The sequence below is a fragment of the Botryobacter ruber genome, assembly GCF_003347595.2.
In the GTDB taxonomy this organism is placed as follows: domain Bacteria; phylum Bacteroidota; class Bacteroidia; order Cytophagales; family Hymenobacteraceae; genus Pontibacter; species Pontibacter ruber_A.
Genome location: NZ_QCZK02000062.1, coordinates 1 through 22,436 on the forward strand (window position 1 = coordinate 1; position 22,436 = coordinate 22,436).

The 22,436-nt window shown below is 52.2% G+C and carries 14 protein-coding genes; all 14 read right to left on the reverse strand.

The window, feature by feature from the left end; genetic code table 11:
* Positions 1-196: 196 nt before the first annotated feature.
* The 14 genes from DCW36_RS22325 to DCW36_RS22390 all read right to left on the reverse strand — a co-directional run bounded on the left by DCW36_RS22325 (position 197) and on the right by DCW36_RS22390 (position 22,431).
* Positions 197-2,884, reverse strand: a complete 2,688-nt coding sequence (locus tag DCW36_RS22325) for a glycoside hydrolase family 2 TIM barrel-domain containing protein (protein WP_114784496.1) — start codon at positions 2,882-2,884, stop codon at positions 197-199.
* A 284-nt stretch (positions 2,885-3,168) separates the two neighbouring features.
* Positions 3,169-4,683 carry a sulfatase family protein gene (locus DCW36_RS22330; protein WP_114784498.1) on the reverse strand — a complete coding sequence of 505 codons (1,515 nt, stop codon included), beginning with the start codon at positions 4,681-4,683 and terminating at the stop codon, positions 3,169-3,171.
* Positions 4,684-4,736: 53 nt separating this feature from the next.
* Positions 4,737-5,444 (reverse strand): 3-keto-disaccharide hydrolase, encoded by a 708-nt coding sequence (locus DCW36_RS22335; RefSeq protein ID WP_114784500.1) that lies wholly within the window; start codon positions 5,442-5,444, stop codon positions 4,737-4,739.
* A 385-nt stretch (positions 5,445-5,829) separates the two neighbouring features.
* Positions 5,830-6,675, reverse strand: a complete 846-nt coding sequence (locus DCW36_RS22340) for a formylglycine-generating enzyme family protein (RefSeq protein ID WP_114784502.1) — start codon at positions 6,673-6,675, stop codon at positions 5,830-5,832.
* A gap of 35 nt (positions 6,676-6,710) precedes the next feature.
* Positions 6,711-9,026: a DUF7133 domain-containing protein gene (locus tag DCW36_RS22345; protein WP_114784504.1), complete on the reverse strand. Its 2,316-nt coding sequence runs from the start codon at positions 9,024-9,026 to the stop codon at positions 6,711-6,713.
* Between the two features lie 145 nt (positions 9,027-9,171).
* A complete protein-coding gene (gene bglX, locus DCW36_RS22350) occupies positions 9,172-11,514 on the reverse strand; it encodes a beta-glucosidase BglX (protein WP_114784506.1) in 2,343 nt (780 codons plus the stop codon).
* 19 nt (positions 11,515-11,533) lie between these two features.
* A complete protein-coding gene (locus DCW36_RS22355; protein ID WP_114784508.1) occupies positions 11,534-12,259 on the reverse strand; it encodes a GDSL-type esterase/lipase family protein in 726 nt (241 codons plus the stop codon).
* 244 nt (positions 12,260-12,503) lie between these two features.
* On the reverse strand, positions 12,504-13,508 hold the full coding sequence (locus tag DCW36_RS22360; RefSeq protein WP_205702986.1) for a metallophosphoesterase: 1,005 nt from the start codon (positions 13,506-13,508) through the stop codon (positions 12,504-12,506).
* A 71-nt stretch (positions 13,509-13,579) separates the two neighbouring features.
* Positions 13,580-15,316, reverse strand: coding sequence for a family 43 glycosylhydrolase (locus tag DCW36_RS22365; protein WP_114784510.1), 1,737 nt, complete (start codon positions 15,314-15,316; stop codon positions 13,580-13,582).
* Between the two features lie 58 nt (positions 15,317-15,374).
* Positions 15,375-16,748 carry a glucoamylase family protein gene (locus DCW36_RS22370; RefSeq protein WP_114784512.1) on the reverse strand — a complete coding sequence of 458 codons (1,374 nt, stop codon included), beginning with the start codon at positions 16,746-16,748 and terminating at the stop codon, positions 15,375-15,377.
* Positions 16,749-16,761: 13 nt separating this feature from the next.
* Positions 16,762-18,126, reverse strand: a complete 1,365-nt coding sequence (locus DCW36_RS22375; RefSeq protein WP_114784514.1) for a glucoamylase family protein — start codon at positions 18,124-18,126, stop codon at positions 16,762-16,764.
* 65 nt (positions 18,127-18,191) lie between these two features.
* Positions 18,192-19,895 (reverse strand): glucoamylase family protein, encoded by a 1,704-nt coding sequence (locus tag DCW36_RS22380; protein WP_114784525.1) that lies wholly within the window; start codon positions 19,893-19,895, stop codon positions 18,192-18,194.
* 85 nt (positions 19,896-19,980) lie between these two features.
* Positions 19,981-20,868: a LamG-like jellyroll fold domain-containing protein gene (locus DCW36_RS22385; RefSeq protein ID WP_114784516.1), complete on the reverse strand. Its 888-nt coding sequence runs from the start codon at positions 20,866-20,868 to the stop codon at positions 19,981-19,983.
* An 18-nt stretch (positions 20,869-20,886) separates the two neighbouring features.
* Positions 20,887-22,431 (reverse strand): RagB/SusD family nutrient uptake outer membrane protein, encoded by a 1,545-nt coding sequence (locus DCW36_RS22390; protein WP_114784518.1) that lies wholly within the window; start codon positions 22,429-22,431, stop codon positions 20,887-20,889.
* Positions 22,432-22,436: the final 5 nt, after the last annotated feature.

Here is a 22,436-nt window from a genome sequence, read left to right on the forward strand (position 1 = left end):
ATACAGGAAGGAGATTCCTTGTGGTCCATATCACCAAGTGTATGTAGATTCCCTATAGTTACCTTCCTGCATCTGTCTTTTAAAAGTATATAAAATTTGTACTGTATACGCTTGTGGTAAAGGTATGAGATCCCTAAAGGGATGACAAGAGGGGTTATATTTATGGAAGAGGGTAAATACTGTTTGGTATTATTTCCTAATACACCCGGTGCACCTGAATCGCGTTCAGCACTGCTTCGCCTTTCTGGTTGCGGAAGGTTACCGTGATGCCTTCGTTGTTCGTGATGGTGACAGGGAATTTGCGCTGCAGGGCGGTTCGTACGCCAACATCTTTGGCCAGGTTGAGGTTCTCTATAATGAGCTTTCCGTTCAGTAGCACATCAAAGACCCGTTCGGTTATCTTGGCTTGGGTGGCTTCTTTCTGCCCGATGTCCCAGGCCAGCTTTTCTATCTGCTCTACCGACAGCAGTTCGGCGAAAGATAACGTTACCTCGTACTGCCCGTCCGGCACATCAAATTTGTAAGCCTCTATGCCCGTGCGCTGCGTCTGGAACAGCGGGTCGTTGTCGGTTGCGCGCACATTCAGGCTGGTGCCTATGCCCCGGTCGCGGCCCGGGGGCATGAAATCTTTCCCGCCAACATAGCCCCAGGAGCCAGACTTGTAGGCCTGGTCCGGCATCCAGACTTCCTGCGTCAGGTTATCGACAAAATAGAAATGGGTGCCCAGGTTAATGTTTATATCTGCCGCTGGTCCGGTTGCTGTCTTCAGGTTTTGCGGGTACAGCGTAAAGTCCACTTCGGTAAAATCCTTAACCACTTTTCCGTCCCGTGTAGCCTGGGCTTCGAGGTTGTTCCTGCCCTGCCGGAAGGGCACCTGCCACTGCGCCTGCCCGTCTTTTACCGTTTGCTCCCCCTGCGACTGGTTATTCACCCAAAGCGTTACTTTTTCCATGTTCGAAAATACCACCACCGGTTGGGTAGCCACAGCAGCATTGGCAGCATCGGCTACGCCTGCCCTGTTCTTCCAGTTCACCGGCCCAATTTTGAGAACCGGCTCCTTTGCCAGCGCTGCTTTGTACACGTAATAGGAATCCTTTGGCTGCCGGTCCTGCGTCACGAGGCCTTTGTTGTTCACGTGGGGCGTAGCATCCTGCCGCTGTTCGGCACTAAAGTCCACAAAGTTCCAGACGGCGGCTCCTGCTACGTAAGGCCTTTCGTATGTCTGCTTCAGGTAGCTCTGGTGTAAAGCGTTCTGCCACTGGATGGAATAATCGAAGTTGATGGGTTCGAAAGAGTGAATCCGGGTGTCGGAACCGGCGCCATACTCGCTGATGATGACCGGCTTGTCCGGCACCTGCCGGTGGAAGTTATCCAGGAAATCGCCCAGCTTATCTGAAGTACTTTCATACCAGCCGAAGTACAGGTTCCAGCCCACCACCATCGGAATCTGGGTCAGTCCCGCCTGGTGGTACAATTCAAATTGCCCGTGGTTGGCAATCATGGTGTAGCGGTTGGGATCTTCTTCGCGCACCAGTTTTTCCAGTTTGTGCGCATAGGCTACAATTTTATCGATGGCTTCTTTGTCGCGGGGGAGGCTCCGGCCCAGCAGCATTTCGTTCATGTAGGCCCAGATAATGATGCTGGGGTGGTTGTAGTGCTGCCGGATCATTTCGCGCATCATGTTGTCGGAGTTGGCATAGAAACCTTCAGAATCGGTGATTTTATGGTCGACCGGAATCTCTTCTGCTGCCAGGATTCCCAGCCGGTCGCAGGCTTCGAGGATGGCGGGGTCCTGGGGGTAATGGGCAATGCGGATGAAGTTGGCACCCATCTCCTTGAGCAGCTTCATGTCGTTGCGGTGGAGCGCATCGGGCAATGCACTGCCGATGCGGAGGTAGTCCTGGTGCCGGTTAGAGCCCACCAGCTTGAGCGGTTTTCCGTTCAGGAAGAAGCCTTTGTCGGCATCGAAACGGTACCACCGGAGGCCAAGGGAGCTGTTCACCTCATCCAGCACTTTATTCCGCTCCAGCAGCTGCACCGATACGCTGTAGAGGTACGGGTCGTCGGGGGACCAGAGCCGCGGGTTCGGAATGTTCGGCAGCTCCTGCGAAAAACCCGATTTGCCGGACTTCAGGTTCAGGGAAAACTGCTTTCTGGCGACTGTCTTGCCACGGTCGTCGCGGATGGTGATGCGCACATCGGTCTTCCTGTTTTTCTTTTCTTCGTGCACTACGTTGCCCCGCACTTTTACGGTGGCAGCAGCCTCCGATACGTTTGGCGTTTCGAGGAAGATGCCCGGGGAAGCATGGTCCAGCACGTCGAAGTGTGTTTGTTCGGTGGCAATGAGGTAGACATCGCGGTAAATGCCGCCGTAGAAATTGAAGTCGCCCATCAGCGGTGCGATATCGGCATTGTGGCTGTTATCCAGCTTTACGGCCAGCAGGTTTGGCGAGCCATCGAACGAGACAGCGTCGGTCACGTCAAAAGCAAAAGCAGCGTAGCCGCCTTTGTGGTTGCCAACGTGTTTGCCGTTCACGTACACATCGGCTTCCTGGTTCGCGCCTTCAAAGTACAGGTAAATCTTTTTGCCCTTGAGCGAGGGATTGAGCACCAGGTTTTTCCGGTACCACGACACGCCCCGATAGTAACCCGGCGTATCGTCGTAGGGGTCCTGCGTGTTCCAGGTGTGCGGCACGCTTACCCGCTCCCACTCCGCATCGTTAAAGATTTTGTTCTTCGCTTCCGGGTGGTCGCCTTTGGCAAACTGCCAGGAGTCGTTGATGGTGTACTTCAGCCTGCCTCCCGGTTGCGCCTGCACGTAAAACGAGCACAGGGTAATCAGAAAGAAGAAACAGAAAGCAGTTGTAGTTTTTGTTGTATTCATAATTGGTTTCTTTTGAAACGATTCTGGCTTTGATGAAATCTTTCTATACAATCTGTAATACAAGGTAACTTTTGTCCCCCTTTGAAGGGGGCTGGGGGATGATTTACGTCTGCGAACAATTGTTACTATACTGCTTACAGATTCTGTTTTTTTTCCACAGCCTGTGCTTCATCCCCCTTACCCCCTTCAAAGGGGGACTTTTCACCTGTAGTGATTCATATACAGGAGCAGCGGGAATGGTGACTGCAGCAGCAAAACATAGAAGCCAAAACCGCGGCTATTTTTCACCTGATTGACTCCTCCGGCAACTCCGTTTTGATGCCCTGGTCAACGGGCATCTTTTGGGAATTTCCACCCGCACGTTTCATCAGGCGGGCGAGTTCTGTTTTTAGTTCTCTGGCCTTTTCTGCGTATTCCGGATCATCAATCAGGTTTTTATCTTCACCGGGGTCTGCTGCAATGTGGTAAAGCTCCGCCATGTGCTTGTCCGGTCCGCCGTCGCCCGGCGGGTAGTGCATGTACTTCCAGCTATCGGTCCGGATGCCGCGCACGTTGGGCGTGTAAGGAAACTCCTTTTCATAGTTGTACTCATAAAACCAGGCATTCCGCCAGTTACTTGTATCGCCCTGCACCAGCTGTTTGAACGATTGCCCGTGGATATTTTCCAGAGGAGGAGCGCCGCACAAATCGAGCAAGGAAGGTGCAATGTCTAAGGTCAGCACCTGCTTGTCTACCACCACCGGTTTTGCTACAGGCGTAAGGCCCGGGTAGCGGATGATTAGCGGAATCCGGATGCTGGGTTCGTGCATTGTTCGTTTATCCACCATGCCGTGCTCGCCGTTGAGCAGGCCGTTGTCGGAGGTAAAAACAAAGATGGTATTATCCAGCACCCCCAGTTCCTGCAGTGCCTTGTATATTTCCCCGACACTGTCGTCTACCGACAGGATGGTTCCCCAGTAGGCATGCACCATGGCTTCAAAATCCTTTACACCTGCAGCCGAGGAATCGGGATAATTTTTGCGCCAATCGAACAGCGGTCCGTAAATGCCATGCCAGGTGGGCAGCCGTTTTTTAATCCAATCTGGTTTGTCGCCCAGTTCAAAGGCACTCCGCGGATAGGGCACACGAACGCCTTCAAAGGCATCGGCATACCGGGGTTCCGGGGTGTAGAAACTATGTGGTGCCTTATGCCCGAGCATCAGCACGAATGGCTTTTTCCGTTCTTTCCGTAGCCATTCGGTAGCCATGTCCGTAACGACGGTGGTGTAATACCCTTTCACGACCTTGGCCCCTTCGCCATTCATGTTAAACTCCGTGTCGAAGTATTTCCCCTGGCCTTTGTGCGTCACAAAGTAGTCGAAGCCCGGACGGGGACTGTCGTTCCCTTCGCCCATGTGCCACTTCCCGATATAGGCTGTCTCGTACCCCATACTTTGTAAAACACCCGGGAAACTGGCCAGGTCCTTCGGATACTCTGTAAAATTATCTACCACCCCATGTGCACTGGCATATAATCCGCTCAGGATGGAAGCACGGCTGGGAGAGCACAGGGAGGTGGTGCAAAAGTAATTTTTGAAATAAACGCCCTCTTTTGCCAGCTTGTCAATGTTGGGAGTTTGCAGGTGCGGGTGTCCCGCAAAACTTAAGGCATCCCAGCGCTGGTCATCGGTCAGAATAAAAACGATGTTCGGATGCTTTGTTGCTGCTGTTTCTTCTTTTTTGCTTTGGCAGGAAAAGCAGCAGAGCAGCAGGACTACCCCGATATAATAGCTGACAGAGAAGATTGATACTGCTTTCATACTTGAATTTCCAGGCTAACTAAATAGCAACAGGCTCTTCGGTTGACTATAAACTATGGCTTTACATCATCATCCAACTCTTTGATGGCGATGTTGCGGAAGCGGTGTTCAGCGCCGGGCGCCCAGGAATTGAGTCCCCGCCAGTCGCCTGCTGCCGGAGAAAACAATGCCGTCCAGTGCGACTGCAGCCCGATCATGCCTTCTGTTGCCCCCGTCAGGAAATCGTTTTGGGGCTGCGTTACCTCCCACACCTGTACCCCGTTAATCCAAAGGGTAATGGTTGGCACCTCGCCCACCATCCGTATCCGGAACGAATTCCAGTCACCTGGCCTCCAGTTGTCCGGGCGCTCTGTTATCCGGAATGGCTTGCTTATCCGCATGCGTTCGCTGAGTAAGCTACCGGTGGTTCCTATACTTTCATCAATTTCTACCTGGTAGGCCATCCCGCTTTCGGAGGAACGGATAAAGATGCCGCCGTTGGTAAAGGAATCTGTTTTAGCTTCGAGGTACAGGTCGAAGTTTTTATACTTTTTGTCGGTTAACAGCACGCCCCCCTGCCCGTAGGGGTTCTGCCGAAGCACAAGCACACCATCTTCTACCTGCACATCGGGTGTGGTGCCCTGGTGGGTGGTGCGGCTGATGTGCCAGCCATCGAGGTTTTTCCCGTTGAAGATGGGCGTGTACCCTTCCGGCACCTTCACCCTGGCAGCGCTGCAACTGCAGAAGAATAAAACGATGAGCACAAGGTATTTTAGCTGCATGATTTTCGTTTTTAGTTAATTGCTGAAGTCGTGCAAGAGTGTTTTGTCTTGCCGTTGAAGCCAATCTTGAAGAGAAAATATTGAACACAATTCTATAAGCATTGACATAGTAATAGTTAAATACCACCAGTTACCGCTGCGCTCAAACTTGCGGCATCAACCAGTTAATAATCAAGTTTTTCTTTCGCTGGTGCGAGCTTGTAGCTCGTACTGATTTTCCAAGCAGTTAAAGCACCATGTATGACCTCATATAGTTGCTGCTTATATTTAAGGCAGCAATTCAATTCGGCACATGAAAGTACGAGCTACAAGCTCGCACCAGCACAACCTCCTCAGCATTTTCCCTACAAGATTAGTTACCTGCAACAGACAAATACACGATCTACTACTTCGACCTGACTTCCATCACCACCCGCATTCCTACATCAAATCCGTTACCCGGACCAGCTGCGTGTGTCTTATAAGTGGCATTTTTGGCATCGCCGGTAAAGGAAGCGCCTTTTAACACATGCAGCTCTCCCGAGACTGGAGGTACCGGGTCGGCAAATATTTTTTCGTTGTAGTAATCCTGCACCCACTCCCACACGTTGCCCAGCATATCGTAAATACCCCAGGCGTTTGGCTCTTTGGAGCCGATGGGGCGGGTGGTGGTGTCGGTTATCACCGCCATGGCTCTTGCCTTGGGCCAGGGAACATCGTCTTCGGCTCCGGCTCGGGCTGCATATTCCCACTCGAACTCGGTTGGCAACCGGTACACATGCTCCTGGTCCAGTTGGTTGAGCTTCTGAACAAATTGCTGCGCATCTTCCCAGGTAATCTGCTCCACCGGGTGCTTGCCCGCATCGCCGCTTACCTTGCTGCCCTGAAAATAAGCGGGATTCCGCCCCATCACTTTCTCCCACTGCTCCTGCGTAACTTCGTATTTCCCGATGTAGTACGGTCGGTCCAGCGTTACCGGAAAGCCGGGCATATAAGCTTCTTTAGCCATTTTTTCGGCTTTTTCATATGCCGATGGCGGCAGCACTTTCCGGTTCGGCGCATTTGGCAGGGGCCTCGGCGGCACATACTCGCCCACCGTTGGCTGATAGCGGCCAACCACCATGCTTCCCGGCTGCACCAGGACAAACTCCATCCCGATGCTGTTGGTATAGGTTTGCTCCTGTGCCTGCAGCCTGGTCCCGGTCAGGAAAAACAGCGGAAGCCAGAGTAGTATTTTCAGTCTGATGTCCATAATTCAAGCTCTTAAATTTCCTCTCAAGGCTGTGGCTATTTCGCCCAGTTTCTTTCCAGGGAGCGGTAGCCTTTGGTTATTTCCAGCTGTTGCAATGTGGCTCCGCCCGGGATAAGTTTGGTATAGCGCCGCACCTGCTGCACATCCGCAGGCGTAATAATGGAGGCATTGTTGCCAAATTCGCTGCTGTTACGCACGTAGCTAAGCACTGACGCGATCCACTCATCGCTTTGGGCTGCCATCGAAGGCATCATGTCGGCATATTCTTTCCCATCGATAGGACCTTTTAAGCCATGCAGCATAATCTGGATCGGAAGAACTTTGTCTTTACCCTGCAGACGCGGCGAACCGGCCAGCGGTGGCGCATGCAGCTGTCCTCCGCCAAGCGCTCTTCCTCTGCCGTCGGGGCCGTGGCAGGTGGCGCAGAGCTGTTTGTAGATGGTTGCGCCTTCGGCGATAAGCGCCCGCTCGGCAGGTCCCAGGTTTTCGATCAGGGCTTTTTCCGCTGCAATGGATTTTAACGTTTCGATGTGGGAGGCATAAGACACCTGCATCAGTTCATTATCCGGGTTGCGGGCGAGCAGCTCTTTTACGGCTGCCTGTGCCTGTGCTGTTTTATTTGTGCGAAGCGACAAAGTAAGCTGCACCCGCACCTCCGGGCTCGGATCTGTTATCATGGAACTTAGCTTGCTGATGACTTCCGGATCATTTCTTTTAATATACATTTCACTTATCCAGATGGCTGCTTTCCTGACCTGGGCATCTTTATCCTGCAGTGCCCGGAACAGTACCGCTTTGTTCATAGCACCCATGCCTTCCAGAGTCCAGAGGGCGTGCACACGGGTAACCGGGCCGGGGGCTTTTTTCAGGGAAGCTTTCTTGCCGAGGGCGATTTCACGTAGCGCAGGCACGACCGATTTGTCGTTGCGCACGACCAGCAGCAACTGGGCATTGTCGCGCCACCAGCCGTTCGGATGCTCCAGGTACGTAACCAGCTGACTGGCTGGCTCACTGAGCATGCGCGGGCGTGTCTTGTCCGGTTCAAAATCTTCGTGCACGATGCGGTAGATGCGCCCCAGGCCCCTGTTCTTATACAGTTCTTTGTCTTTGATGATACTACCCAGGTATGTTCCCGGCCCGGACCATTCGCTTTCCTGGATGATGCCATGGTACATATCTACAATGTAAAAACAACCGTCCGGGCCGGTGTAGGTGTTCAGCGGACGAAAATTAAAGTCGGCAGAGGCCAGCCATTCCTTTTCTTCATACACATTCCGAATTTGAATTTTTGCATCCTCATTTTTGAATATCCTTCCCCGCTTGATGATTCGGCCTACCGGCTCCGGGATAAAATAATCGCCCAGCATGTCTGCCGGCAGCCGGTCGCCCCGGTAAACAGACTGGCCGCAACCGGATGTAAAATGCTTCAGCGTATTGTCCTCGCGCAACGCTTTCTCGCCTCCCTGCGCATCCAGGTTGCCGATAATGGGCCAGGGAACGGCAAACTCCGGAGTATACTGGTCTTTGAAATTCAGCGCGCCGTAATGCGGCATCTGCTCTATCTGCACTGCAGGCAAACCCGGACCTGCTTCCGAGAAAAACAACTGCCCGTAGTTATCGGAAGTAAGGCCCCACTGGCCGGTCATGTTGTTGATGAGCGTATCGGCCACCAGTCGTCCGTTCCTGAATTTGTAGCGGAGGTTGTCGCGGGTGGGGTAAATCCAGTTGTCCAGGTTCCAGAGCAGGGCTCCGTTCTGGTGCTCCACGTTCCGCAAATCCACCTGCGGATTATTGAAGGCTAACCATTTCTCATCTGCTTTGCCGTCGCCGTTGGTATCACGGTAGGCCCAGATGTGCTTGATGTTAGACTCCTGCAACAACAGCTGGTCGCCAATGGGCAGGATGGCCCGCGGCAGCACCAGGTTATCGATAAACACGGTAGACTTGTCCATGTCGCCGTCGCCGTCCGTGTCTTCCAGCAGCTTGATACGGCTGGAAGGCTGGAACTGGCCGGTGCCATTCACGTCAATCATAAAGGTATTCATCTCGGCCACGTACATCCTGCCATTACCATCCCAGGCCAGCGCAACGGGCTCCTGCACCATGGGCTCATGGGCGACCAGTTCCACCCGGTACCCGGGCGGCAGCACCATTTTCTTCATGCTTTCCTTCGGCGACAGCGGCGTTACAGGAGGATTGGTATCCACCACTTCCCGTTCGAAACCCTCTATCTCGGAGTCGGTGTCTTTTTTTGTATTGCAGTAGGTAAGTACAGAAAGCGAGAAAGAAAATACACCCAGCGCCAGCAGCACCTGGTGTATTTTTCTTTTGTCCGGTTTGAAGTGTATCATGATAGTTGTTCGTGGTTAAAATTTTACTGCTGCAGAACCGTTTTTGCCTTTGAAAAGTCTGCTGCTCCTGCCTCCACAGCCGCTGCTCCTGCAATTGGTACAGCGCAAAAACTTCTTTCTGCCGGCAGTATCTTTTTCCGGATGCTTATTGCACTTTAAAGCTTTGCTCCTGCACATCGCGGGAATTTGGTCCTACATACACTTTAAAATCGCCGGGCTCCAGCACATGCTCCAGCTGGTAATTGTAGAACTTCAGGTCTTCCGGCTTAAGGGTGAAGGTTACGGTTTGGGTTTCCCCTTTCTTCAGCGCTATCTTCCGGAAGCCTTTGAGTTCTTTTACGGGCCGGGTGATGGAGCCTACCAGGTCCTGGATGTAAAGCTGTACCACTTCCTCGCCATCGTAATTACCCGTGTTGCTTACATCGACCTTCACCTCCAGCGACTCCGTCGGGCTGATCGTGGTTTTGCTGATCTGCGGTTTGGAGTAGTTGAAGGTGGTATAGCTCAGTCCATAACCAAAGGGGTAAAGCGGTTCGTTTTCCACATCGAGGTAACGCGATTTGTACTTGTCTAGTAACTGACCACCATAGGGGCGGCCGGTGTTTTTGTGGTTGTAGAATAGCGGCACCTGCCCTACCACCTGCGGAAAAGTGGTGGTCAGTTTACCGGAGGGGTTGTAGTTTCCGAAGAGCACATCGGCGGTAGCGTTACCGGCCTGCGTACCGGCAAACCAGGTTTCGAGGATGGCATCGGCGTTTTCCTCTTCCCACTTCAGCGCCAGCGGACGACCATTGATGAGCACGAGCACCAGCGGTTTTCCTGTTTTCTTCAGCGCCTTAAGCAGTTCGAGCTGCTGACCGGGTAGTGTAATATCGGCACGGCTGGCAGCCTCACCGCTCATGCCCTGCGACTCGCCTACTACCGCTACAATCACATCAGAAGCACGCGCCACTTTTACGGCTTCCTGTATCATGGCTTCGGAGGTGCGGGTGTCGAGGTCGAGCTGGCCGCCGTGTGCATTCAGCCTTTTCAGCATCTGCGCATCATCGGCAATATTAGCGCCTTTGGCATAGTTGATTTTCACTTTGTTGCCCACCACGTTTCGGATGCCCTCCTCTACCGAAACAGCTTTTTTCCAGTCGCCGGCGGCACTCCAGTTCCCGATCATGTCGCGCTGGCTTTTTGCCAACGGACCAATCAGGGCAATGGAACCTGACTGTTTCAGGGGCAGCACGTTGTTCTTGTTTTTGAGCAATACCATGCTTTTGCGGGCAATTTCGCGGGAAGCATCGATAAACTCCGGCTTCATGATGGTGGCAGTGGCGCGGTTATCGTCGGTGTAGCGGTACGGGTCCTGGAACAGGCCCAACTTGTATTTTGCTTCCAGAATGCGGCGGCAGGCGGTGTTGATATCAGCCTCGGTTACTTTGCCTTCTTTTACGGCCTGGTCCAGGTGCTTCAGGAATACTTCGCCCACCATGTCCATGTCGGTGCCGGCTTTCAGGGCCAGTGCTCCTACCTCGGCCTCGGTACCCATACCATGCGGTATCATTTCGTTGATGGCGGTATAATCCGTTACGACAAAGCCATCGAAGCCCCATTTATCGCGCAGCAGCTCCGTGAGCAGCCATTTGTTACCGGTGGCGGGGATGCCGTTAATCTCGTTAAAGGACGTCATCACACTGCCTACATTGGCCTCTATGGCAGCTTTGTAAGGCGGCAGGTACTCGTTGTACATGCGCTGCAGGCTCATGTCGGTGGTGCCATAATCGCGGCCGGCTTCGGCGGCGCCGTACAGGGCAAAGTGTTTCAGGCAGGCCATCACGGTGTTGTTCTGCGTCAGGTCGTCGCCCTGGTAGCCGCGCACCATCGCTTTGGCCACCTGCGAGCCGAGGTACGGGTCTTCGCCGGCTCCTTCGGCAATACGCCCCCAGCGGGGGTCGCGGGCAATGTCCACCATCGGCGAGAACACCCAGTTCAGTCCGTCGGCTGATGCTTCTTCGGCTGCAATACGGGCGCTGCGCTCTATCATGTCCATGTCCCAGCTGGTAGAGAGCCCCAGCGGAATCGGGAAGATGGTGCGGTGGCCGTGGATGACGTCGTAGCCAAAGAGCAGCGGAATTTTAAGGCGCGTGTTGTTGACGGCAAACTCCTGCAGCTTGCGTGCCGCCACAGGCGTAAAGGTGTTAAAAACGCCGCCAACCTGTCCACTCCGGATTTTTTCATCCACGTTCTTGCTTACCACCGGACCTGTTACATCAAACCCGACCGCCAGCAGGTTAAGCTGCCCGATTTTCTCCTGCAGCGTCATTTTCGCCATCAGGTCGTTGATGAACCGGTCCATTTCCGGATTTTTAGATGTAGTTGCTTCCTGCGCAGGAGCAGTGGCTGTGGTGGCAGGTGCAGAAGAAGTTGTTCCCTGCTGTGGCACGTTCTGCGAGCAGCCAACACACAGGAAAAATATCAGTGCTGTAGATAGTTTCTTCATATTTTTATCTCGTTAAGATTTACTGTTTGATTAAATGCGGTTCCAGGGCTTTTACCCATATCGCGTATCCTTTGTCGTTCATGTGCAGGTTGTCCTGTATAAAAATATCCGGAAGCGGCTTGCCGTTTTCGTTCAGCATCAGCTGGTACACGTCCACAAACCGGGTGTGCGGCTTGTCCTGCAGGTAGTTTTGTATCAGTTGGTTCGATTCACGCATCAGGGGCATGAAGCGCTCGCGGGACGGGCTTGGCTTGATGGAGACATAGACAATGGGCACCGTTGGCAGTTTTGCCCGGATGGCCTGGAATACATCCTCAAAACGCTGCAGCACTTCCTGCGCCCCCACCGTGTCGGAAGCAATGTCGTTTTCGCCGGAGTAGATCACGATTTGCCTCGGCTCGTAGGGGAATACGATATCGTTCAGGTAGCGCCTGAGGTCGAGCAGGTTGGAGCCGCCAAAGCCGCGGTTGATGACGGTGTACTCCGGCAGCATTTCCTGCATGTGCTTCCACATCCGGAAAGAAGAACTCCCCACAAACAGGATGGCCTGCTTCGGTGGCAACTGCAGGCTGTCCTCCTGCTTAAACGCCTTTATCTCGTTCCAGAACGGAGGCTGTTTCTGTGGCTGCGTCTGCTGCGGCTGTTGCTGCGTTTGCTGCGTTTGCTGCTGCGGCGGAGTTGTTTGCACGCACGAAACGCAGAGTGCCAGCAGGAGGAGCCATTGGAGGATGTGTTTTTTTGCCATTGGGTCATCTATTCTATACGAAGGTTATCATCAGCATATACTGCAGTAATGGCTAGTATAGTTATGCTTCAAGTTTGCAACTTGGAGCTTTTTATAAGGCCAGTTTGCAACTGGCGAAACATTACAGTTCGACTTACGCCAGTTACAAACTGGCCTCATTTGTACTCCAAGTTGTAAACTTGAAGTAGAGAAATAACGGAACCTTCTAAAAACCTTACTGCACCTGCCACCACAGCCTCTGCTCCTACTTCTTATCCTTTCCTGGTTTCAAAAAGGCGCTTTCAATTTTAAACTGATGCGCCGGTTCCTCCTTGTACTCGTTTATGTAAGGCGAATACGTCTTCACGGTGATGCTGTTATCTTTAAAGTCCAGCTCTAGTATCCGGAGCCAGCCGTTGCCGCCTTTTATGGAGCCTTTCACGCCTTCCTGGTAATTGGCCAGCATCTGGTATACAGGTAGCCCGGCGTCGTTGATGCTTACCAGTGTGCCTACGCCGGTGTGGAGTACGTGGCCCGAAAAAACAAAGCGGATGTTCGGGTGCTGCTTCACCAGCTTTTTCCAGATTTGCTCTCCGTCGTTTACGGCATTCATGGCGGTGTCTTTTCCGATGCCGTAGGCCTGCGGGCGCCACCAGTCCTTATCGTGCTGCCGGGTGCTGTCGGAGTACATGTAGGCATGCGTGTTCAGGATCACCATCCGGTCCTGGTGATCTTCCACCACCTTGTTCGCCCACTGCAACACCGACTCCCGTGGCCCGAACTCCAGCGTGAGCACCATCCATTTGTGCTTGCCGGTTTCCAGCAGGTAATACGCGTTATCGGTTTTATTTTCTTCAAACGCGCCCCCGAAAGCAGGCAGCGAAGCCATGGTGCTGTAGGGGAAGTAGGAGTTATACAGGGTGGTGTTGCGGACATCGGCAAACTTGCCGGGCCCGCTGCCCATGTCGTGGTTGCCGACGGCCAGCACATAAGGAACTTTGCCATTAAGACGCTTGAAGGCGTTTTGCACCCGCTGCCACTCCTCGTCGTTGTTGTTCTGGGTCAGGTCGCCCTGTTGCAGCACCAGGTCTATGTTGGCGGCTTCTTTTACTACCCAGTCTACCTGTGCGTCCATTACTTCCGGGTACTTCTCGGCGTAGGTCTGCGTGTCGGGCAGCAGCACAAAAGTTGCCTTGTTTATCTCGGGACTACAGCCACTAAATGCGATCAGGACCAGAAAAAAGCTTAGCCAAAGGTTTGTTACTCTCATTTTTTATGTTTCATGTTTACTCAGACATCAGGAAAACCCGTTGCCTGTTCCGTTCTTGTTTTACCTGTAAGCTACTGTACCTTTACAGGCTTCGTACGTTCCGAAACGCCGTTTTCGTTAAATGCCTCAACAGCGAAATAATAAACCTGGTCGGTACTCAGGCTTTTCAGTTCCAGGGAATTTTTATCGTATACCATCCAGGAGTTGTACAGCTTATCCGGCGCAATTCCCCAGTACACATTGTAGCCCTGTGCGCCAGGCTGACTGCTCCAGGTAAGCAGGGCATCGCGTCGGTCTTTCAGGCGGTTTACCGTCAGCTTCTTCACGGTTGCAGGAGCTTTACCCTGTCCTACGCCAAAAACCCGAAGCCCTGAAATGGAAAGATTGGTAGTAGGCACATGTATGTTTTTGTAGCGGATATACCTGACTGTCTGCGGAATTCCTAATTCCACATAATCGTGGGGCACATCTTTATAGTTGTTTTTCCGGTCGACCAGGGTAATCCAGTTTTTCCCGTCTGCGGAACCTTCTACCAGGTAGCGGTGGTAAAGCCCGGGTACGCGCCCGTACAGGGTTGATTTGTGGTCGTGGTAATTTACCTGTATCGCATGCACCCGGCCCGGCTTCTGCAGGTCGATCTGCAGCCATTGCTGGTCGTTATTTTTTTCGGCCACCCAAAAAGTTTTCACACTCTCATCCACCACACCCTCTGGTCTGTAATTTTCGAGTGTGGAAGAGGCGGTAACGGGCTTTTTATAGGAAAGCAGCATCCAGCCGGTAAATTCGCCTCCTTTGCCGGGCACAGCCGGTGCAAAATGCGGGTAATCGCCAAAGGAATTGTTGGAGTACATCAGGCCATCCTTATCGAAATAAGCCGGGAACATGGCAATACGCCTTTCCCAGCCAACATTTACCGCCACAGCATTGGAAGCAAAATGCCAGTACTGATCGTATGGACCAACTACGGTACTCCCGTGCCCTGCTCCGTTCATAAACCCGCCCGGTTTGTAAAAGACCGGGTTGTTGGGAGCGTAGGTAAAGGGCCCCAGTGGAGAATCGCCGATGTAAACGCCGTCGCCGTACACGTTGAATTCGGTTCCGGGAGCAGCATACTGCAGGTAGTACTTTCCATTGTGTTTGGTCATCCACGGTCCTTCGATATAGCCGGCCAATACAGTATCGGAGTGGTTCTCGCCAAAGCGTTCCCAGCCATGCTTTTTCCCGTCGAGGTTGAATAGCTCATGCGTTTCGTCTGAAGGGCGGAAGCGTAATTCCTTCTTTAGTGCTTTAGCCCTGATCGGAAACTTATTCGACGAGCCCCAGTACATATAGGCTTTTCCGTCATCATCGATAAACAGGTCCGGATCCTGGAGGTTGTTCAGAATACCCGGTATTGCTTTCCAGTCTCCTTTTTTGGGATTATCGGTGTAAAGGATGCTCATGGAACCGGATGGGTCGCCGGTTACATACAGTACCGAATCGCGGTAATTATGAGCCGCCGGCGCATTGGAACCCTGGAAATACCATTTTTCAGGCGTAATAAAGTCCCAGTTCGTCAGGTCGGTGGAGTGCCAGTACCCCATGGACCGGGTAACGAACATATAATACTCCCCCCGGAACTCTACTACTGCCGGATCTGCCCCTGACCGGTAAGAGATATCTTTATGCGCATTGTAAATCATGTAGGTGTAATCCAGGTTGATTGGATTGCAGTAGGTGTTCATCTGCACGGACTGCGCCTGCAGTTCCGGCAGGAAGCAGCAGCAAAGCAGGCAGAGAGCGGTAAATGTTTTAAGTGCTTTAAGCATTTTAGATTCTGATAACTTGCTTCTTCAGCTTTTGTATTGCCTTTCAGGCGGATTTTTTCTATTTTAGTTTAGGACTTTCAAAGCCTAATTTTTTCAGACCGTTCTGTACTTCGGGGCAGCTCATAAACAGGTCCCACAACAGGCCGCTGCGCTCGTTCTCGATCATCACTACAATCGGCCCCTGGTCTATGCCCAGGTAGCGTTGCGGATACCAGTCTGCCGTTTCGCTGTAGGCATCGTAAAAGCCGTACTTGCCCCACACTTTATCGCCTAAGTCTTCGTAGAGGTGGCGGATCACCTTCATCGATTCTTCGGGGGTGTAAGGATAAGACGACAGAGCTGCCGTAGGAGAAATCACGCCTAAATCATGCGTGGGGCTGTGACCAGCATAGCCGTTGGGCGAGTAACTCGAAGTAAGCCCCCAGGCATTTTCACCGTAGCCTTTGTATCCTTTCGGATTCTCGATACAGTAAGAGCGGTGCACCAGCGTGTGGTTGCGGTTGTGCTCCCAGTAATCGGCGTAGCGGTCTTTCAGGCCACGCGGGTCAAGCCCCAGGTAAGAGTAGTGCGCCCAGAATAGCGGCCCTACACTACCTTGTGCGCCCTGGTGGTCCAGGGTGATTTCGTGGCCGTAGGGTTCAATATCAACTTTTATCTCGCCGCTGCGCGCCCAGCCTTCGTGGTATACTTCGGCAGGAATGGTGTGCGTGGGTGAGGACGCAGCCAGTACATACATTACCAGGCATTCGTTGTAACCGCGCACCGGGAAGTTCATTTCCCAGGCATAGTTGGGTGACCAGTGCCAGTAGAGGGCGTTGGTGTCGTGGCGGTACCAGTCCCAGTTCACTTCCTTCCACAGCTTGTCTATCTGGGCGGCAAGGGCTTTCTCCTGTTCGTTTCCGTTAGCAAAATACTGCCTTACCGTGAGCAGCCCCTGCACCAGGAAAGCCGACTCCACCAGGTCGCCGCCATCGTCTTTTTTGCTGAAGGGCTTCACTTTGCCCGTCTCCCCCTGGATCCAGTGGGGCCAGGCGCCATAGAAACGGTCGGCTTTTTCGAGGTAGTTTACCGCTTTCTGCAGCCGCTCAAAGCCTTGCTCGCGTGTAATAAAGCCCCGCTCAATGCCAACCAAAATCGCCATCACCCCGAAGCCCGAAGCGCCGGTAGTTACAACATTCTGGTCGTTCTGGGGGTACTGCCCGTCCATGTGTATCCGCTCGCGCGCCAGCCCTGAGGTGGGTTCTGCCCCATCCCAGAAATACTGGAACGTGTTGCGCTGCACCAGCGTGAGCAGTTCTTCGTCGCTTAGTTTGCCCGTGCTTTCAGCGGTAGCAGTTTCTGTAGCTTCTGTTGTTTCTGTAGCTCTTTTGCAGCCCAGGAAACTTACACTCAGGCTGATTAACAGCAGCAGGCAATAGTTTGTAGTTTTCATAGTCATTTCAGTTTTATAATCCGGCTGTACTTTTCAATTGCGGACTTTCAAAACCAAGCCGCTTCAGCCCGGTCTGGATTTCCGGGATCTCCATGAACAGTTTCCAGAGCAGCCCGGTACGGTAATTTTCAATCATGCCCACAATCGGTCCCTGATCTATGGCCAGGTGAGTTTTGGCATACCAGTCGTGCTCCTCGCTGAAGGCATCTACAAAGCCATATTCGCTCCAGATTTTGTCGCCCAGGTTGTTGTAGAAATACTTCAGCGCCTGCATGGAGTATTCGGGTGTGTACGGGAACGACGACAGCGCTGCCGTAGGCGTAATAACCCCGAGGTCGTTGGTGGGCGAGTGGGCACTGTAACCGCGGTGGTTATCGCTGGCTGTCAGTCCCCAGCTGTTCTCACCATAGCCTTTGTAGCCCTTCGGGTTCACAATGCAATGCTGCCGGTTAATGAGTGTATGACTTTTATTCTGGTCCCAGTAGTTGGCGTAGCGATCTTTCAGGCCCCGCGGGTCCAGCCCCAGGAACGAGTAGTGCGCAAAAAACAGCGGACCGCCGTAGTGTGTACCCAGGGGCAGGTTTATGCCGTAGTACTCACGCCCGTTCCGGAAAACATTGTTCACCGCCCAGCCCTTGTGGTATACCTGCGGACTGATGGCATATTTAGGTGCGGAAGCGGCCAGCACATACATAATCAGGCACTCGTTCCAGCCGCGCACCTGGTGGTTTTTGGCCCAGCCGTTGTTCGGGCTCCAGTGCCAGTAAAGCACATCCTGCCCGTCCTTGGTGTGCCAGTCCCACTCCACGTTCTCCCAGAGCTGCCGTACCCGGTTGCGGAGCTGGTTTTCGACTGGTTTGTTTTCAGAAAAATACTGGCGTGCCGTGAGCAGGCCCTGCATCAGGAAAGCAGTTTCTACCAGGTCGCCCCCATCGTCTTTCACGCCGAACCGGATCACTTTACCGGTGTTGCCATCTATCCAGTGCGAATACACCCCATGAAAGCTGTCGGCATTCCAGAGGAAGTTGGCAATTTTCAGCACCCGCTCGGCCGCCTGCTCACGGGTAATCCAGCCACGTTCGGCTGCCACCACAATGGCCATAATACCAAAACCGGTACCTCCGGTGGTTACCACCTCCCGGGTAGGGTCCGTTACCAGGTTAATGCGTTCGCGGGCCAGGCCGCTGTTGGGGTGGGCGCCGTCCCAGAAGTACTGGAATGTTTGCTTCTGCACCAGTTCCAGCAGGGCCGTATCCGAAAGGTTTTTAGGCCGTTGTGCTGCAAATTTTTCTAGCGCCTTGGGCGACTTTGCTTTCTGGGCCAGGAGCAGGCCGGGCAACAAGAGTAGTGTCAGGAAGAGTAGGAATCGGAATTTCATGTAATTGGTAGTAAGGCTAAAAAATAAAGATTGTGTAGATGTAGTTTTTTCTGATTCAAAAAGAGTTATTCAAGCTTAGGACTGGAGAAACCGAGTTTCTTTAAGCCATTCTGCACTTCGGGTGCGCTCATAAACAGGTCCCACAGCAGCCCGGACCGGTAGTTCTCGATCATGACAATAATCGGTCCCTGGTCGATAGCCAGGAAAGAGCTGGCGAACCACTTCTCCTGCAAAGAGAAGGAATCGACAAAACCATATTCTTTCCAGATTTTATCGCCCAGTTTGTAGTAGAAAAACCGGAGCGCCCGCATCGATTCTGTGGGAGTGTAAGGCATGGAAGAAAGCGCTGCTGTCGGCGCAATGAAACTTCTATCGTTGGTGGGCGAACTGGCGGTGTAGCCACCCTGTATGTCGCTTGCTGTCAGTCCCCAGCAGTTTTCTCCATAGCCATAAAAATTCTTCGGGTTGTCTACGCAGTAGTTGTAGTTGATGAGCGTGTGTGCCCGTGTCTGTACCTGGTAACTGGCATAGGTATCGGTCAGGCCCATCGGGTTGATGCCCAGGAAAGAGTAATGTTCAAAAAATAAGGGACCGCCTAAGGCAGGACCGAGCGGAAGCTGTATGCCATAATACACATTGCCATTCCGCATACCGCCGTTGTTGGCCCAACCGTTGTCGTACACACTTTTCGGAATAGTATGTGTAGGCGAAGCTGCTGCCAGCACGTAGATAATCAGGCTCTCATTCCACCCACGGATGGGCAGGTTCTTTGCCCAGCCAAAGTCAGGGCTCCAGTGCCAGTACAAGGTGTTGCTGTTGTTCTGGCGAAACCAGTCCCATTCCACGGCATTATAAATTGCCGTGATATCGTTACGCAAAGTAGTTTCAGCTGCATCGGCTCCATCGAAATACTGGCGGGCCGTGAGCAGCCCCTGCATCAGGAAGGACGTTTCTACCAGGTCGGCGCCATTGTCGTTTGCACTGAAAGGTTGAACAGCACCTGTGTTGCCATTGAGCCAGTGCGGGTAAGCCCCATGAAACCGCTCTGCCCGGTTCTTCAGGAAATCTACAATTTTCTCCAGCCGGGCCAGCCCTTCGGCACGGGTAATAAAGCCACGGTGCACACCGGTAACCAGTGCCATAATGCTAAATCCGGACCCGCCGGTGGTAACCGTATTGCCCGAGGTATTCCGTTCGCGGGCCAGACCGCTGACAGGGTGGCCAAAGTCGTAGAAGTATTTAAAGGTTTGCCGCTGCACCAGCGTGAGCAGCTCTTCGTCGGAAATGCGGGGAAATTTATCGGTATCGTCCAGCCCTGTGCCCAGGTTAATGGTCACCGGGTTTACCAGGCGGCCACCTGTTGACGATTGCAGGCTGTTGTTAACGGCAAGCCTGTAGTCCGAGAAGGAGGCTAAATCGTTCTGAGGCGTAACTATCAACGTTTTGTCGCCATTTTGCAGGTTTGTAGCTATGGCCACTGCGCTACCCGAAGCCGTCGTGAGCTTAACACCATCGGCCACCGTACTGCTGCTGACAGGTTCGGTAAAGGTAAAGCTGATGGTTGGCTTTGTATTTAAGCCGGCATACGTCAGGGTACCGTTATAGGAACCGTTAACGGTAAAGGCTAAAGAGGTATTGGCAGGTGTAGCCGACTCGTCTTTTTTACATCCTGAAAAAAGAAACAGCACACCTAAACCGTAAAGGAAGAAGGCTAAATCAGCGAGACTTACCGAATTATGTTTACGCTCCGGAAGTAACAGGTTTATCATGTACACCCTGGTAAATGAAAATGTGACAAGGAAAACCTGCAGTTGCTGTAGCTACAACAACTGCAGGTATACATCCGGCTACTTATTATTTGCCAGCCAGCCCTAAATTGTACAGGCTCCTGATATGCGCATCCGGTAAGGGAATATCATACACCCGGATCTCGTCTATCTTGCCGTTCATGGGGGCAAAGTTCGTGTCATTATTTACCTGCTTACCCGGTATACTATTGTAGTTGGCGCCAATAATCACTTCGCTTGGCTCATGTGCATAAAAGGTATTGGTCAAACCTCTGTTCGGGAAATTACCAACTTTCACACCGTCTGCCCAGATATTGAAAATGCCCGTTGTGATATCATAAGTAAGCACAATGTGCACCCACTTGTTCGGTTGATTGTCCGGGGACAACTGGTTGTTCAGGTTATCCTGGAAACCACCGGCCTGGGTGTTAAAAGTAGGCTGTATCCGCAGGATGTTTGCGTTAGCGGCAGGGTCAAGCTGGGTATTTAAAATAACATTGATATTTCCGTTCTGTATACCCGGCCTAGCCAGCTGAAAGGTCATGGTTCGCTTGGAACCGTTGTTCCGTATTTGAACCCAATGGCTGATGGTGAAGCTTTTAAGTTCAGCAGTTTTAAAATTTTCGAACTGTTTTGCATAATACACCCAACCACTGTTTAGCTGTAAAGCCTTGCCTCTGACACCGCCTTCTACATAAGAATCGTTAAGCGAAGAGGTGGGTTCTGTATCGCTTACAAGTTCTTTCTTGGTATCATCAAAAGACCAGTAAGCTACCAGGTTATCCGGAAAAATTTCTTCTGAGTTGTTGTACCCATCTATTTTTCCGACATAATCTGCAGGATTCACATCTGGCAAATCGTTCGGGTTGCCGCTGTACTCGCAGGACGCCAGGGCAGTTGCAGCCAGTGCCAGGCACAGGCTGCAAACTTTGGTATGTAAATTTGAAATTCTCATTTCTGTTTCCTTTTAGAATTAATTATAATTAGGGTTCTGTGTAAGCACACCCTTACTTAAATCTATTTGCTGCTGCGGTATTGGTAACACTACATCCCTTGCCGGGTTGAAATTTGTTTTACCGGCTGCATGTAGTGCTTCTTCTGCTATTCCCCAGCGCACCAGGTCAAAAAAGCGATCGTGCTCCATACCCATTTCCACTCTTCTTTCATGACGTATAGCCTGCCGTAATTCAGCCTGGTTTGTGGTTGTTACCGGCGGAAGAATGGCATTGTTTCCGGCTCTGGCTCTGTTTCGAACCATTTCCAGCTTCTCAAGGGCTTCTTCCGTCATTCCAAGTTCGTTGGCGGCTTCGGCATACATCAGCAATACATCGGCATAGCGCAGGATGCGAATGTTCATCCACCAGCCTCCCTGGCTACCGACCGTGTTCCTGATGGCAGGGTTAGTATAAACCTTGTTATTGTAACGTGGGTTAGGTAAGCCTACAGGAGTCACTTCGCCATAAATAGTTACACCCGGCGTGGTTGGTGTACTGGTGTATAAGATGGTTCTCTGCCTGCGCGGATCACCTGCTTCATAAGCTGCTTCCAGCGCGAGGCTCGGAATGTTAAAGCCCCAGCCCAGGTTCCATTGCCCTGATCCTCTTATCCCCTGTATCGGGGCGTACTGCACACCATTGGCTGTAGGAAACTGTCGGCTTGCTGTTGCCTGCACTTCAAATACCGACTCGCTGGTGTTCTCGCCGTCTTCCCGGAAGATTTTGTCGTATGGCGTGGTTATGTCGTACTGGCCTGACATTATCACCATGTTAGCAGCACCCAGTGCCTGGCTCCATTTTTTCTGGGTCAGATACACCTTAGCCAATAAACCATTAGCTGCTCCGGAGGTAGCACGGCCAACAAACTGCGGGCTCCAGGAAGGCGGTAAGTTCGCAGCGGCAAATCTCAGGTCTTCTTCAATAAGGGCATAAACCTGTTCAGGGGTACTCTGCGGCACATTCGCCTGTGCAGCCGGGTCCTCGAACACCCGGTCTATCAAGGGTACTCTTCCGAACAAACGAACAAGCATAAAATAAGCATAACCTCGAATAAACTTTGCTTCTGCTTCTGCTTGTATTTTTACTTCCGGTGCGGCAGGAATTTCCTCGTTGTTCGCAATCTGATCTAAGGCTATGTTTGTTTTGTTGATCAGATTATAATAACCGTTCCAGATCGTGTTGACATGCCCGTTGCTAGGTTGAACGGGAAAATTATCCATGTCGATCGCATTGGCGCCACCATCGGCAGCCGTACTGCCTTTGTCTGCATCGTCGCTTCGTACGCTGGTTGTCAGGATAAACGCAAAGCTGTGTACCCCAAAATCTCTTAAACTGGAGTAAGCACCAAAAAGAAACTGGTCATAAGGACCTGAACCACCCGGGTAGGGATAATTATCCAATGTATACTGTCCCTGAAGTTCACGGTCCAGGAAATCATCTTTACACCCTGCGAAGGTAGAGACTGCAGCAATGAACAGGACCATAATGCCGTAGTTTCTATATTTTTTATTGAATAAATTCATCTTAT

Coding starts and splice junctions, on each gene's coding strand:
- DCW36_RS22375 (WP_114784514.1), bottom strand. CDS start 18,126: ATGAAATTCCGATTCCTACTCTTCCTGACACTACTCTTGTTGCCCGGC.
- DCW36_RS22390 (WP_114784518.1), bottom strand. CDS start 22,431: ATGAATTTATTCAATAAAAAATATAGAAACTACGGCATTATGGTCCTG.
- DCW36_RS22330 (WP_114784498.1), bottom strand. CDS start 4,683: ATGAAAGCAGTATCAATCTTCTCTGTCAGCTATTATATCGGGGTAGTC.
- DCW36_RS22335 (WP_114784500.1), bottom strand. CDS start 5,444: ATGCAGCTAAAATACCTTGTGCTCATCGTTTTATTCTTCTGCAGTTGC.
- DCW36_RS22365 (WP_114784510.1), bottom strand. CDS start 15,316: ATGCTTAAAGCACTTAAAACATTTACCGCTCTCTGCCTGCTTTGCTGC.
- DCW36_RS22385 (WP_114784516.1), bottom strand. CDS start 20,868: ATGAGAATTTCAAATTTACATACCAAAGTTTGCAGCCTGTGCCTGGCA.
- DCW36_RS22355 (WP_114784508.1), bottom strand. CDS start 12,259: ATGGCAAAAAAACACATCCTCCAATGGCTCCTCCTGCTGGCACTCTGC.
- bglX (WP_114784506.1), bottom strand. CDS start 11,514: ATGAAGAAACTATCTACAGCACTGATATTTTTCCTGTGTGTTGGCTGC.
- DCW36_RS22325 (WP_114784496.1), bottom strand. CDS start 2,884: ATGAATACAACAAAAACTACAACTGCTTTCTGTTTCTTCTTTCTGATT.
- DCW36_RS22345 (WP_114784504.1), bottom strand. CDS start 9,026: ATGATACACTTCAAACCGGACAAAAGAAAAATACACCAGGTGCTGCTG.
- DCW36_RS22360 (WP_205702986.1), bottom strand. CDS start 13,508: ATGAGAGTAACAAACCTTTGGCTAAGCTTTTTTCTGGTCCTGATCGCA.
- DCW36_RS22340 (WP_114784502.1), bottom strand. CDS start 6,675: ATGGACATCAGACTGAAAATACTACTCTGGCTTCCGCTGTTTTTCCTG.
- DCW36_RS22370 (WP_114784512.1), bottom strand. CDS start 16,748: ATGAAAACTACAAACTATTGCCTGCTGCTGTTAATCAGCCTGAGTGTA.
- DCW36_RS22380 (WP_114784525.1), bottom strand. CDS start 19,895: ATGATAAACCTGTTACTTCCGGAGCGTAAACATAATTCGGTAAGTCTC.